The sequence below is a fragment of the Phenylobacterium immobile (ATCC 35973) genome, from assembly GCF_001375595.1.
Lineage (GTDB): Bacteria > Pseudomonadota > Alphaproteobacteria > Caulobacterales > Caulobacteraceae > Phenylobacterium > Phenylobacterium immobile.
The window spans coordinates 2,460,952-2,474,485 of the sequence record NZ_CVJQ01000001.1; the positions used below are offsets into that span (position 1 = coordinate 2,460,952).

Below are 13,534 nucleotides of genomic sequence, written 5' to 3' on the forward strand. Positions count from 1 at the left end.
GACGATCAGGGCGGCGAGGAAATTTCAGCCGGATGTCGGCTCGAGGGCCAAGCTACGCCGGTCGAAGGTGGCGGCCAGGAGCTCGGTTCGGGCGCCGGCCCGGCGCAATTCAGCATCGACTAAGCGTAGCCGGGCGTCGGCGGCCTGTTCCTCGCGCAGGTTGACCAGGATGAAGTCGCTAGCCCCAAGCGCAAACCGCCGGCGCTCGGCCTCGGCGAGACGAGCGGTCAGTGCGACCTCCTCCGAGGTCAGGGCGACGATGCGGTCGTTGGCCTCGAGTTGGAGACCGATGTTCCGGATCTCGACCATGATCTGGTCCTCCAGCCATTGGCGGCGACGACGAAGCCCGTCGATCTCGGCCGCCACCTCAGCAAGCCTGCCGCGCGCTTGACGCTGCTGCAGCGGAAGGCTGAGCCGAAGGCCGACGAGGGTTTCCGACGGGATTCGTGTCGCGCCGCCCAACCCCACCGCGCCGATGTCCTTCGACACCTCGGCGCGCAGGTCGAGTCGGGGGGCCAAATCATTCTCGGCCTGGCGACGCCGCACGTCGGACTGTTCGAGCCGCACCAAGATGGCTTCGAGGTCCGGTCGCTCGAAAGCCATGGCCCCGGCCGCCTCGGCACTGGGCACCGCCAGGCTCGGCAGGCTCGGAGGCAGCCGATCGGGGCTGGGCGAAACGGGCTCTCCCTCCTCATTGCGCAGAAAGAGCGAAAGGTCGTTGGCGGCCTTGGCCAAGTCCTGTTCGGCCCGGGCCAGCAAGGCGCGCCGTCGAAGAATGTTCTGCCGGTTCTCCACCGCAAGAATCTCGGCTCGGCCGCCGAGCGCGACCTGGCGCTGAATGGACTGCTGCCGGGCGTCAGCCAACTCTAGAAGGTCGCGATAGACCGCAACGCGCAGCCCAGCCGCGACCCAGGCTTGATACCCCTCGATCGCTCGCCGTTGAACGCCCACCTCGACGATTTGCCGCTCCAGCCGGGCGACCTGCATGTCGGAGTAGGCAAGGTCGAGACGCGTGCGCCGCTCGTCGACCAGCCGGTCGCGCCACAGGGCGAAGACCGCGCCAACCTTCGCTTCGCCCAGCCGGTTAGTGTAGCCGCGCGCGTCGTAGGTCGGCAGGGTTCCTGTGGAGATGCGGTAGGCCGCATAGATCGAGCCGCCGTTGCGTGTGAAGGGCGTGGTCGCCTTGGCCTCGGCCACGGCGCCGTCGTAATAGCCGCTCGGACGCGCGCCTGCGTCGACCTCGAACACCGTGTCGAAGGCGCCCTCCGCGGCGACGCGGCGGCCGGCGGCCTGGCGCTCGCGCGCCATGGCGTCGAGAATCTGCGGTGTGTGCCGGGCGGAGGCGGTGAGCACCTCTTCCAAGGTCAGCGCCGCGGCCACGCCCGGCGCCGGGACGGCGATCAGCAGGGCGGCGATGAGTGACGGGAAGGCGGCGACGAACCGAATGCGGATCATTTCTTGATCTCTACGGCCGCCTTTGGGCCATACCCCTCAGCCTCGGCCTCCTTGGCGGGGCTGCGGAACTTGAGCGGGAAGTCGTTGAGTTGGCGCCACAGCTCATAGCCCACGCTCACCGTCTCCATCTGGACCCAGCCGCGCGCCTTGCCGCCGATACGCAGGAAGTTTGCGTCCGGCCACGGGCTGGAAGTCGACGATGGCTCGACCAGCACCCGGAAGAGGCCGCTCGCCTGGGGTGTGGGGTCGATCGAGCGCACCTGCCCGTCGAAAAGACCCCGGGCGACAGAAGGCCATCCGCTGAACTGGATTACGGGCCACCCCTCGAACGCCAGCCTGACCCTCTGGCCCGGCCGCACAAGGACAACGTCGCGGCCATCCAGCATCAGCTCAACGACACGCACCGCCCTTTCCGGAGCCAGGGTGGCCAGCACCGTCCCGGCTGAAACATAAGACCCGCCAGCTGCGCCATTGATCGCCTGGATGCGGCCGTCGCGCGGCGCCGTAACCACCTGCGCGGCCTGGCGACTCAGCGACACGTCGATGCGGTTCAGCTTTGAGCGGCTCTCAGCCAGCTTGGCCCGGAGGTCGGCGACGCGGATCTGCGTGCCTTCCAGGTCACGCCGGGCGGCCAGGCCTTCCGCATGCAGACTGCGGTAGCGGTCGACATCCAGCAGGGCGACATCGACCGCCGCCTGGGCGGCCGAGATCTCGGCCAGCACCTGGCCACGCTCTGCGCCCAGACGGGCCAAGAGGTCGGGGTCGTTATCGACGATGCGGGCGATGGGCTCGCCCTCGGCGACCTGCTGGCCATCGGTGACATACCAGGCCTCGACCCGCCCAGACACCATGGCGGTCAGCTCCTGGACCCGATCACGCGGGTCGAGCGCGACCACCTGACCAACGCCCGGCGCGGTCTGCACCCATGGGGCCGCGAACATCAGAGCGGCCACAAGGACGAAGCCGATCAGGATCATGGCGGCAAGGACGCGCATGACGCGCGGGGGATTGAGCGACGCCAGCGTCTGGAAATGCGCGATGTGTTCAGGCCGAAAGGGCATGGGCCGTTCCCTGGTCCGATTGCAGCGCCACCAGATCGTCGGGGCCGTCGCACCGATGCTGCTCCCGCGCGCCCATCCACAACCAGCCTTCGAGGCTCAGGGCACGGGGGTGGGAGGTGAAGCGCAGCACCGTCGTGCCCGCCGCACGCAGCAGCGCCAGAGCGGGGGCGATCCGCTGCGCCGGCAGGAGGTCGAACAGCGAAGAAAGCATAAGCACTCGCGGGGCGACGAGGACCCCGGCAGCCAGTTTCAGGGCGATCATTTCGTCCAGGGCCAGGGGCCAGCCAGAGCTAGAAAGCTGCGTGTCGAGTCCCTTGGGCAAGCGGCCGATCCGCGCGGTCAGACCGACGCAGTCCAGCGCCTGCAGGATGCGTTCTGACGAACCGGGAGCGGCGAGGGTCAGGTACTCACGGATGGTCATCTCGACGATGGTCGGTCGGTCGATGACGAAGACGTCCGATCGCAAGCGGTACATGTCGAAGGCGCCGATGTCCGCGCCGCCGATGATCGCCATGCCGTGCTCTGGAGCGCTGTGGCGTTTGAGGAGCAGCGCCAGCGTGCGGTCGACGCCAGGCTCGGCGACCACCACCAGCTGTTCGCCGCTCGCAACAGTGAAGTCGAAGCGGTGATCGCCGATCTCTACGCCCTGCATGCGGATCTCGCCGTTGGCCGGCCCGACCGCTGCGCGGCTGCGGTTGTTTTCCTGGGGAATAGCCCAGAAGAGGGACAATTCCTCGAGGCTGGCGGCGAACTCGTAGAAGACGTCCAGATAGCCGCCGAGCTGGGCGATGCCGTAGAAGACGCCCGACAGGATCAGTTCGGCGGCCACGAGCTGGCCAATCGAAAGCTCCTCCTGAATGATCAGCCACCCGCCGAGCGTCAGCAGCGCTGCGCTCGCCATCGCATAGATGAGGAGCAGGGCGACCGTCTGGCTGAAACTGTAGCGGAAGTGGCGGTCGTGGGCGGTGACGTAAGCCTTGGTCACGGCCTCCGATCGGTCCATCGCAAAGTCGAGATGGCGGCCGGACTGGTAGAAGCCGTTGGAACCGCCCACGCTCTCCAGCCAGTGGGCGGCGGCGTGCTTGGCGTGGCTGACCTCCACGGCCGTGCGCACCGCCCCGTCGGCCCACAGCCGCCAAACGAGAAACAGGACGAGGACCAGGGTGACGTTAAAGGCGATGAAGAACGGATGGTAGAAGCTGGTGACCGTCAGGCCCACGATCCCCTGCAAGAGAATGGTGAAAGCCCCGATCAACAGGCTCGGCATCGCCTTCTGGACCGCCATCAGGTCGAAGAACCGGTTGAACAGGTCGCCCTTTTGCGTATCGCCGAAGAAGGGGTTCTGAGCATGGACGGCGCGAAGGGTGATTTCCGCGACGATGCGGGCGAACACCCGCCGTTCGAACAGCGCCATCAGGTGGGCGCGCGCAGCGCTGAGCAAACCGGCCACCACCAGCAGCAGGAACAGCACCGCAGACAGAGTGAATAGCGGCGCCGGCAAGGCGAGGCTGGCCACCGAATTGATGAGTAGCTGCACGGAGATCGGAGTGGCCAGCGACAGGAGCGAAATGGCCAGGCCATAGACAACAGCTAGCCGGACATAGGCCGCGTCCGGCGCCAGCACCTGGCGAATCCAGCCGCCCAGAGCCCTGATGCCAAAATCTTCAGTCGCCGCCATTCCGATATCCCGTGCCTTCGTCGAGGCATCTGGGCGCCGCGCAATATTCGATCAACCTTGATTACAATTTGAAATCCATAGGTTTATCCTATGTCCTTGCGGCGTCGCGGATCATGGTGGCCAAGGCTGAGAAGCCTGGTCGCCGTCCAGCGCCGCGTCGCCACGCCAAGCCAACCTCGCGAAACAGGCGTCCTCCTGCGAAGGGCTTGATCACGACGTCGTCCGTCCCCCGCACCTCCTGGCGCACGTAAAGTTCAGGTAATAGCGCCAGCCCCATGCCCATGCCGGCCATCTGCCGTATGGCGCCCAGACTCGCGCCCTCATAGTCGCCAAGGACGAAGGCGCCGGCCTGCTCGGCCAGGGCCGCCACCTGGATGCTCATCCGGTACTGTGGCTGCAGGGTGAGCAGTCCGCGGCCTCGCAGATGCTCCAATTCAATCGCTTCGACGCCGGCCAGCGGATCGTCAGCGGCCATGGCGACGTGGACGGCGTCGCGAAGGAGCAACTCGACGTGAAAGCGCTCCTCATCGACCGGCAATTGCAGCAGGACGACATCATGAGCGCCCTCGGCGAGCTCTTCGGTCAGCATCGAGGGAAGGCCCTCGCGCACGTGAAGCCTGAGAGTCGGACTCTCGGAATGAAGCCGGGCGACAAGCCTGGGCAGCAGATAGGGACCCAGTGTCGGCGACACCCCGAGCCGGATCATGCCGGTCAAACCCCGCCCGCCGGCCAAGGCGGTGAAAGCCTGAACTTCGGCGAGCGCTCTGCGGGCGACGACGACCGCCTCGCGGCCCAGTGGCGTCAGCGCCGCCTTGCGACCTCGCTCAGCCACCGGCCCGCCGAGCAGGGCCTCGAGGTGAAGGATCTGTTGCGAGAAGGACGGCTGCGAGACGCCCACCGCCGCCGCCGCCCTCGTAAAGCTGTCCTGCTCGCCTAGCGCGATCAGATATAGGAGCTGGCGGACGGTGGGCATGCCGTTCTGGTTCATGGACGGGCTCTGACATGAGCGAACGGCGGGCGCGCCGGATCTTTAGCTTAAACCTTGTGGCGAAGCTGAGCCCAGGCCTTGGCGGTGCGACGCAACGCTCTCCCCCGGAAGCCTTGGATCAAGCGTCGCTCTCAGCGACTAGCTCTAGAGGTGCAGACCATCGCCCCCTCATCCTGGCGCAAGCCGGAACGAGCGGGCTATTCCTAGAACAACACCCGCGGGTTCATGATCCGCTTCGGGTCCAGCGCCAGCCGGATCGCCGCCATGGCCGCGACCTCGACGGGGCTCTTATAGCGCCGCGCCTCCTCGGTCTTCATCGAGCCCAGGCCGTGTTCGGCCGAGATCGAGCCGTCCAGCGCCATCACCACATCATGCACGGCGTGCGCGCCGGCGTCGCGCAAGGCGTCGAAGGCCGCCTCATCGCCGCCCGCCGGCCGAACGATGTTGAAGTGGATATTGCCATCGCCAACGTGTCCAAAGGCGGCGACCCGGGCCTGGGGCGCCAGGGCCAGCACCGCCCGGCTGCCCGCCTCGATCATCTCGGCCACCCGGCTGACCGGCACCGCCACATCGTGCTTCCAGCCCGCGCCTTCCGGCTTCTGCGCCGCTGAAAGACTCTCGCGGATACGCCAGAAGGCCGCCGCCTGACTTTCCGTCTGCGCGATCACCGCATCGCTGATCAATGCGCGCTCCAGCCCTTCGGCCAGACAACGCTCCATCGCCGCCTCGGCTGAGCCGGGCTCGGCGGCGCTGAATTCGGCCAGGACGTACCAGGGCGATGCCGCAGCCAGCGGGTCGCGCACGCCAGGGATGTGGCGAATGGCCAGCTCAAGGACCTCGCGGTTCATCAGCTCGAAGGCCTCGATCGCCCCGCCGGCCTTGTCCTTGGCGAGGTTCAGAAGCTCCACAGCCGCCTGCGGCGTCGCCACGGCGCAGATCGCCACGCCACGCGATGCATAGACCGGATGAAGCTTCAGCGCCGCCGCCGTCACCACCCCCAGCGTGCCCTCGCCGCCAATCAGCAACTGCTTGAGGTCGTAGCCGGTGTTGTCCTTGCGCAGTCGCTTCAGCCCGTTCCAGATCTCGCCATTGGGCAGCACCGCCTCCAGGCCCAGCACCAGATTCCGGGTCGAGCCATAGCGCAGCACCTGTGTCCCGCCGGCGTTGGTCGAGACGAAGCCCCCGACCGTCGCCGAACCCTCGGACGCGAGACCCAGCGGAAACCGCCGTCCCACCGCCGCGGCCGCCTCATGCACAGCCGCCAGGGTCACGCCGGCCTCGGCCACCAGCACGTCGTCAAAGGTGTCTGTCAGGCGGACCGCGCGCATCCGCTCCGTCGACAGCAGGATCTCGCCCATGGGAATCTGGCCGCCCACCAGGCCGGTGTTGCCGCCCTGTGGGGTGATCGCGACGCCCGCTTCGAAACAGATGCCGACGATCGCCGAGACCTCGTCCGCCGATTTCGGCAGCACGAGCAGCGGCGTATGCCCGCTCCAACGGTCGCGCCACTCCACAAGTTTCGGCGCGAGGCGGTCGGGATCGGTGCTCCACCCCTCCGGGCCAAGCACCGATTTCAGACGCGAGACGACATCAGCGGGGACGAGAGCGGTCATGCCGCCAAGTTTACACCTCCGCGCGGATCAGAAGAACAGCTTGCGGAAGCTCACCTTCACGGTACGGCCCAAGGGATCGAGGAAGTCGGGCTGGTAGTTCACCGGCGTCACGCCATCAGGGGTTGTCACTTTCAGCTTCTGGTCGAACACATTGTCTAACGACAGCGACACCCGCGCCCCGCGCAGCCACGGGTTGCCCCGCGCCCAGGGCTGCTGGCCCAGGTCGGCGAACAGCCGCAGATCAACCGTCGTCAGGTCGGAGAACCGCAGATCGTCTCCGCCGGTCAGGCCGCCGTCCACCCGCGTCGCCGCCTGCCAGTCCGCGGTCATGCGCAAGCCCAGCCCGTTCTTCGACGCCCCGGCCTGGACCTGGATCTCATGTTGCGGCTGCCCGCCGCCCTGGCCGCCGGCCGAGCCATTGAGGAAGTCGAGCTTCGGCACGCCGTTGCGGATCAGGATATCGTCGCGGAAATGCACCGTATGGAAGATGGCGAACTGCAGGTTGCCGCCCCGGCCGCGCGCGCCGCCAAAGCCGCCAGGCCCACGGAACCCGCCGCCGCCCGGCCCGCCGCCGCCCGCGCGGGAGCCGCCGCCTGGGGGCGGACCGCCGCCTTCCGGCGGCGGCCCGAAAGCCTGGGCCGCGCCGGGCGGGCCCGCCGGCCGCTGCGGCCCCAACGACTTTGAGAAGTTGAAGCCCCACTTCAGCTGCGCCTGATCTTGCCGGGCGAAGTTCACCGGCCGGCTGTCGATGCTGATCAGGCGACCATCGGCGTCGCGCTGGAATCGTTCGGGGAACGCCGACTCGATCTCCGCGGTCGCCGTCGGGAAGGCGGCGATCACATCGTTGATCCGGCTCTTCACGTAGTCGGCGCGCAGGGTGAAGTTCTGGCTCTTGAACGGCTTGAACGAGCCGCCGAACTTGATGACCTCGCGGTTGTCCGACGACAGCAGGGGGTTGCCGCCGCTCAGGCGGTTGATCAGCACGGTCTCGCCGCGCGTGAAGTCAAAGACCCGGACGCCTTCCGTCACCAACTCCGGGTCGCCCAGCTGGGCGATGGTCGGCGCGCCCTCCTCATGGGTGAAGCTGGCGATCAGGCGCAGGCCCTCGATCGGCCCCCAGTTGGCGCCAAAGCCCGTGGTCGTCAGCGTCCCGAAATCCGACAGCTGGTCGGCCGCCAGGTTCAGGTTCACCGACAGGTCGCCGACGCCATCCAGCACGCCTGAGCGACGACTGGCGATAGGGAAGTCGAAACTGCCCTGCAGGTGGCCCGCCGTCCGCGACAGCTCGGTCTCCCGGGTCACGCCGGAGCGGAACGAGCGGTTGTCCACGCGGGTGGTGTCGGCGCCGACGGTGAAGGCCGCGTTCACGCCGCCGGCCGGCAGGTCGAACAGCCGGCCGTTGACCAGCATCTCGGCGTTGGCCGCGTTGCTGACCGACCGCGCCCGATCCGACGACAGCCGCTCCAACGCCGCCAGCGAGCTTGAGCTGAAGGGATTGACCGTGGGGTCGCCCGCGTTCAGCGCCGCCTGTAGCCGCGCCACGTCGTAGCCGCGGTCGGTCACGGTGTCGGATTCGTTGCGGTCCGCGCCCCCGGTGAACGACCAGCGCCAGCCGGAATAGGCGCCATTCACCGCCACGCCCAGATGGCCGGCCAGGGTGTCCGCCTCGCGGGTGAGCGGACTGGCGTAGCGTTGCAGGTCCACCGCGCTCGAGAACGGCGAGAACGGATTGCCCGCCGGCACGGTGAGGGTGGTCTCCGACAGGCCCAGCAGGCTCTGGCTGTTGGTCAGGTCCAGCGTCGCGTTCAAGGTCGCCGAGACGCCATTCCCAAGGCTCTTGGCCATCAGGCCGTTCATCGACAGGCCCCGCGTCAACGGGCGCAGCGTCCGGTAGTCGCCGGTCTGGGTCACATTGGGCGTGGTCGCAAACTGCGTGAGGGTCGGCGCGCCCACCAGGCCGGCTGGCGCGCCGGCGACGGCGCCCAGGGTCGGGTCCGCCAGCGCGCCGGAGTCATAGGGCGAGGCGGTGACATTGCCGATCAGGTCGAAGGGCGCGCCGCCGGTCGTGCGGCTCACCACATTGCGGTCGCTCTCCAGCAGCCGCTGCGCGCCGGTGACCTCGGCCGTCAGCTGCATCCGGTCGTCCTGGCGGATGCGCACGCCCGTCATCTCCAGCTCGCCGCTCAACGGCTCGCCATCGGTCGGCGCGCTGCCGCTGACCTCCGTGGTCAGGGCCCGGAAACGCGGCCGCAGGATGAAGTTCACCACCCGCTGGTCGGCCCGATAGCCGTACTTCAGCGCCAGCTCCTCCGGGAAGATCTGCACGCGCACGATCGCCTCGGTCGGCAGGTCGCGGATTTCGGCGAAGCTGGAGATCCGCATGCCGTTCACCAGCACCACGGGCATGCCGCCGCCGCGGCCGCGCGCGCTCTCGGTCTGCGGCGCGAGCGCTTCGAGAAGTTCGGCGACGTTGCTCACGCCGTAGCCTCGGATCTCACGGGCGTCGACCTCGATCTCCGGCGCGATATCGCCGACCACGGCGCCCCGCGGCTGGGCCCCCGTGACGACAAGGGCGTCGACCTCGAAGTCGTCCTCCAGCATGCCGCCGGCGCCCGTCGCGGGGCCCGATTGCGGCGGGGCGCTTTGCGCCAACGCCGGCGCGGCCGCGGACAACAGAAGCAGAACCACGGCCGATCGGGCGGCGGTGTCAAACAGGCGAACGGCGGCGCGGGATCGGGACATCATGCTCTCAAACTTTTGCGGCGGGGAGGCCGGCAGGCCTTAAGACAAGGCTCCGCTTGCAGGAAAATTGCAGGCCCCCTTCGGTTCCTTGCGGCGCTGAAAGATTCCGGCGGCCCGGCGCCGCGGCTGCAACATGTCTGCGACAAACCCATCGGCGCCTCTTGCCTGGGCGGCCATGAACCCAACCTGAAGCCGCCCGCCGCCGCATCTGACGCTTGCGCAGAAAATCACCAGTGTTTTCAACGTACAGTGTAAGTCAAAGATTTGGCCCGTCCGCACCCTCGCTTGCGTATTTGGGCCATCGACGAACGCCAAACCCTTGGTTAAATGGCGCCGCGCGGGCTGGGGTCCGCACATATGCGTCGGCCGCAGCCCTGCTGTGAGAACCGGCGTACCAGGGGGTATGATGTCTTCAGCAGCCGCGCCGGGTAAACCGACGTCACAGGCCTACGCCTATTACGTTCTGATCATTCTCACGCTCACCAATGTGTTGAGCGTCGCCGACCGCACCGTCATGGGCCTGCTTCTCCAGCCCATCAAGGAAGAGCTCGGCGCCAGCGACACCTCGATGAGCCTGCTCACGGGTCTCGCCTTCGTCCTGCTCTATGGCCTCCTGGGCGTGCCGATCGCGCGCTGGGCCGACCGGGGCAACCGCCGCAACATCCTGGCCATCGGCGTCGGGCTCTGGTCGCTGATGACCTCGCTCTGCGGTTTCGCCACCAATTTCGCGACGATGGCGCTCGCCCGCGCCGGCGTCGGCATCGGCGAGGCCACCGGCACGCCGACCTCGATGTCGCTGATCTCGGACTACTTCGACAGGAAAGCCCGGCCGAAGATGATCGCCATCTTCAACATGGGCCAACCCTTCAGCGCCGTCATGCTGACGCCGCTGATCGGCTTCGTCGCGGCGGAATACGGCTGGCGGATGTCGTTCATCCTGCTGGGCCTGCCCGGCATCGTCATCGGCCTGCTGACGTGGCTGACCATTCGCGAACCGGCCCGTGGCGGCAAGGACGACGCGCCCGTCGGCGGCGCGGCGGCCGCGCCCCTGCAGGCTGCGACCCTCGGCCAGGCCGTCAAGCTGATGGGCCGGTCGCGGCCCTTCATGCTGATCTTCATCGGCACCGCCATCACCGCGCTCGGCGGCTCGACGCTGGGCGCCTGGGGCCCGGCGCTCGCCATGCGCGCCTATGACCTGACCGCGGCCGACATCGCGCCACCCAGGCGCCGATCAGCGCGCTGGCCGGCATCCTCGGCGGCATCGGCGGCGGCTTCATCACCGGCTGGCTCGCCCGCAAGTTGAAGGATGAACGCTGGATCCTGCTCCTGCCGGCGCTGGTCAACATCATCACCATCCCGGCCGGCGTGCTCTACGCCCTCGCCCCGACCTTCCCCCTGATGATCCTCGGCGGCATCGGCGGCAGCTTCACCATCGCCTTCCGGGTCGCGCCATACCTCGCCCTGACGCTGGAGATGGTCCCGGCCAACTACCGCGGCATGGCGGCGGCGGCCACCGTCATCGCCTCCACCGTCGTCGGTCAGGCCCTCGGCCCGCTCGCCGTCGGCATGATCAGCGACTACTTCACCCCCAGCGTCGGACCGGTCCTGGCGCTGCGCTACGGCATGCTGTTCGCCCCGATCACACTCGCCCTGGGGATCATCCCCTTCTTCATGGCGATGCGCGACTTCGACAAGAACGGCCTCAAGGCCAGCTCGGCCGTCCACCCCTAGGCGAGACGGCGCCTGCCCCATGCGATGGCCGTCGACAGCCATGTCGGCGGCCATTTGCGTTCAAGCCGTGGCGTCCGCGATCAGGCCCCGCCGCGGTCGTTGCGCTTGGTCGTCCGGTAGGCCCGCTGCAGGGCGGCGGCGCGGCGGCGCTCGGCCTCGCGGCTGGCCCGGTCGGTCTTGGCCTCCACCGACGCCACCTCGACCCCCAGCTTCTGGAAACTCGCCCAGCGCGCCGCATCCAGCGTCCCGTCCGCCAGGGCCGCCTGCACCGCGCAGCCCGGCTCGCTCGCGTGCCCGCAATCGCTGAACCGGCAGCCTTCCGCCAGCCGCTCGATATCGTCGAACACGGCGCTGACGCCCTCTTCGGCGTCGATCAGCCCCACCTCGCGCACCCCGGGCGTATCCAGGATCAGCCGCCCGCCCGGCAGCAGGATCAGCTCTCGGTGGCTGGTGGTGTGCCGCCCCCGGTCGTCGCCGGCGCGAATGGCGTCGGTCGCCATCCGCTCGGTTCCGGCCAGCGCGTTCACCAGCGTCGACTTGCCCACCCCGGACGAGCCGATCAGCACGCAGGTCTCGCCCACCGCCACCTGGTCCAGCAGCCCGTCCAGCCCCACGCCCGCCCGCGCCGAGACCACCAGCACCGGGCAGCCGGCCGCCACCTCGGCGATCGCCGCGGCCTGGCCTTGCGGATCCTCTGAAAGGTCGGCCTTGGTCAGCACCACCACCGGCCGCGCCCCGCTCTGCCAGGCCGCCGCCAGGAACCGCTCGATCCGCCGCGGATTGAGGTCGGCGTTCAGCGAGGTCACCACGAAGGCCACGTCGATGTTGGCGGCGATCACCTGGGTGCGCTGCGTGCTGTCGGCCGCGCGGCGCACAAAGGCCGTGCGCCGCGGCAGGACCTCCTGGATCACCGCCGCGCCCTCGCCGCCCTCGAGCGACAGCGCCACCCAGTCGCCCACCGCCGGATAGCCGGCCTCCGCCGCGCCTTCGCGCAGCCGGCCGGAGATCTTCGCCCGCACCTCGCCGTGCTCGGTGACCACGTCATAGCTCTCGCGATGCTGGACGACGACGCGGCCGGGCGCATAGCCCGCCTGGGCGAAGGCCGCGAAGGCCTCGGCCAGGCTCGCGGACCATCCGTATGCGGTGATCAAAGGCTCAAGCGCCGGTCTCGTCGACGCTGAAGGTCACCGTCTTGCCCCGCGAGAACGGCGCCCAGCCCGCGGCGATGGCCGAGGCGATCGCCCGGGCCACCACGTCCACGGGGATGTTCGAGGCCTGCAGCTGCGGCGCGCCATAGCGCGGCTGGCGCCCCGGCGGAAACTCCAGCACCGCCTCGCGCTTGCCCTCGACATGGCGCACGGCCAGCGCCTTGCCGCGCCACCCGGCCACATCGCTCGACCACGCCGGCTGCCGCTGCAGGCGCCAGACATAGGCCTCGCCCTCCACCTCGATCGGAAACTCCTGGGCCTGTTTGCTCTTCGCCATGGCCGGCAGTTAGCTCTCGGAGAAGGGGTGCGGCAACTCTCCCGAGCGGAACAGGATCACCGGATTTTCGTCGTAGTCGCCCATCTCGGTGTCCGCCGTCGCCGAAAACGCCACCACGCCCACCCGCAACGGCCCCAGCCGCTCGGCCTTGCGCCGCGCCTCCTCGGCGGTCTTGCACCCCACCTGCTGCTCAGCCTTCAAGGCCTTGCCGCGCCCGCGGACATAGGCCTGCACGATATGGACGGTTTCCTTAGCCATGCCGCCACAGGCGCGCGTTCGCAGGTGCGGTCAACGGGGGACGAAGGCCTCGGCCTGTCTGAAGAGCGCTGATCCTCGGCGGTGGCCACGCTCGTCGCCAGTGGCGGCTCCGGGTTGCGTGAGAAGGCTCGTATCCGGCTTGCACTACTAGCGGAATTTCCAACTATTCTGAGAATACGACAACAACTCCACGCCTAGTTAGAGCACGGCTGTGCCCAATCAGGCCGCGCGACTTTCAAGACGAGCAAGCTCCGCCACAAAAGAAGCGCACATGGCATTGCGTTCGTCTTCCGGCAGCCAGCGAGACATCTGGGGGAACACCGTGCGCCAGAACCGTAAATCTTTGGGCGATAGCGGCATCGTTTCGCTGACGCGGAGGCGGGTAAGCAGTGCGGTCAATTCAGGGCGCACGCTATCTGCGGTAGGCAGCGTTTGTGCCGGCTTAGGCAGCGAACCGAACATATCTAACTGAGACATATAGCCTTGGTGGACGATTCGCTGCGGATCGGGAACTCCCACAACG

Annotated in this window: 12 protein-coding genes; 2 read left to right on the plus strand and 10 right to left on the minus strand. The window is 68.3% G+C overall.

Going from position 1 to position 13,534, the window contains the following annotated elements; all coding sequences use genetic code 11:
- Nucleotides 1–24: 24 nt before the first annotated feature.
- The 6 genes from BN1313_RS12045 to BN1313_RS12070 all read right to left on the minus strand — a co-directional run bounded on the left by BN1313_RS12045 (nucleotide 25) and on the right by BN1313_RS12070 (nucleotide 9,537).
- Entirely contained in the window at nucleotides 25–1,455 is a 1,431-nt protein-coding gene (locus BN1313_RS12045; protein ID WP_091740924.1) for a TolC family protein, read from the minus strand.
- A complete protein-coding gene (locus BN1313_RS12050) occupies nucleotides 1,452–2,516 on the minus strand; it encodes an efflux RND transporter periplasmic adaptor subunit (protein WP_091740928.1) in 1,065 nt (354 codons plus the stop codon). Before BN1313_RS12050 ends, BN1313_RS12045 begins: the two co-directional genes overlap by 4 nt.
- A complete protein-coding gene (locus tag BN1313_RS12055; protein WP_091740931.1) occupies nucleotides 2,500–4,194 on the minus strand; it encodes an ABC transporter transmembrane domain-containing protein in 1,695 nt (564 codons plus the stop codon). Before BN1313_RS12055 ends, BN1313_RS12050 begins: the two co-directional genes overlap by 17 nt.
- Before the next feature lie 88 nt (nucleotides 4,195–4,282).
- A complete protein-coding gene (locus tag BN1313_RS12060) occupies nucleotides 4,283–5,182 on the minus strand; it encodes a hydrogen peroxide-inducible genes activator (protein ID WP_218054361.1) in 900 nt (299 codons plus the stop codon).
- 203 nt (nucleotides 5,183–5,385) lie between these two features.
- Nucleotides 5,386–6,795, minus strand: coding sequence for an FAD-binding oxidoreductase (locus BN1313_RS12065; protein ID WP_091740934.1), 1,410 nt, complete (start codon nucleotides 6,793–6,795; stop codon nucleotides 5,386–5,388).
- A gap of 27 nt (nucleotides 6,796–6,822) precedes the next feature.
- Nucleotides 6,823–9,537, minus strand: coding sequence for a TonB-dependent receptor (locus tag BN1313_RS12070; RefSeq protein WP_141653135.1), 2,715 nt, complete (start codon nucleotides 9,535–9,537; stop codon nucleotides 6,823–6,825).
- Between the two features lie 406 nt (nucleotides 9,538–9,943).
- Between BN1313_RS12070 and BN1313_RS12075 the strand changes: the two genes are divergently transcribed.
- Together BN1313_RS12075 and BN1313_RS12080 are read left to right on the plus strand one after the other, a co-directional pair.
- Nucleotides 9,944–10,840, plus strand: coding sequence for an MFS transporter (locus BN1313_RS12075; RefSeq protein ID WP_176695991.1), 897 nt, complete (start codon nucleotides 9,944–9,946; stop codon nucleotides 10,838–10,840).
- Complete coding sequence (locus tag BN1313_RS12080) at nucleotides 10,837–11,268, plus strand: MFS transporter (RefSeq protein ID WP_091740943.1); 432 nt, start codon at nucleotides 10,837–10,839, stop codon at nucleotides 11,266–11,268. Before BN1313_RS12075 ends, BN1313_RS12080 begins: the two co-directional genes overlap by 4 nt.
- Nucleotides 11,269–11,348: 80 nt before the next feature.
- On the opposite strand, the gene rsgA is transcribed toward BN1313_RS12080, so the two are convergent.
- From rsgA to BN1313_RS16340, 4 genes are all read right to left on the minus strand, one after another.
- Entirely contained in the window at nucleotides 11,349–12,419 is a 1,071-nt protein-coding gene (gene rsgA, locus BN1313_RS12085; protein WP_091740945.1) for a ribosome small subunit-dependent GTPase A, read from the minus strand.
- 4 nt (nucleotides 12,420–12,423) lie between these two features.
- Entirely contained in the window at nucleotides 12,424–12,753 is a 330-nt protein-coding gene (locus BN1313_RS12090; RefSeq protein ID WP_091740948.1) for a hypothetical protein, read from the minus strand.
- 9 nt (nucleotides 12,754–12,762) lie between these two features.
- Nucleotides 12,763–13,011 (minus strand): hypothetical protein, encoded by a 249-nt coding sequence (locus tag BN1313_RS12095; protein WP_091740951.1) that lies wholly within the window; start codon nucleotides 13,009–13,011, stop codon nucleotides 12,763–12,765.
- 219 nt (nucleotides 13,012–13,230) lie between these two features.
- Entirely contained in the window at nucleotides 13,231–13,530 is a 300-nt protein-coding gene (locus tag BN1313_RS16340; protein WP_176695992.1) for a hypothetical protein, read from the minus strand.
- Nucleotides 13,531–13,534: the final 4 nt, after the last annotated feature.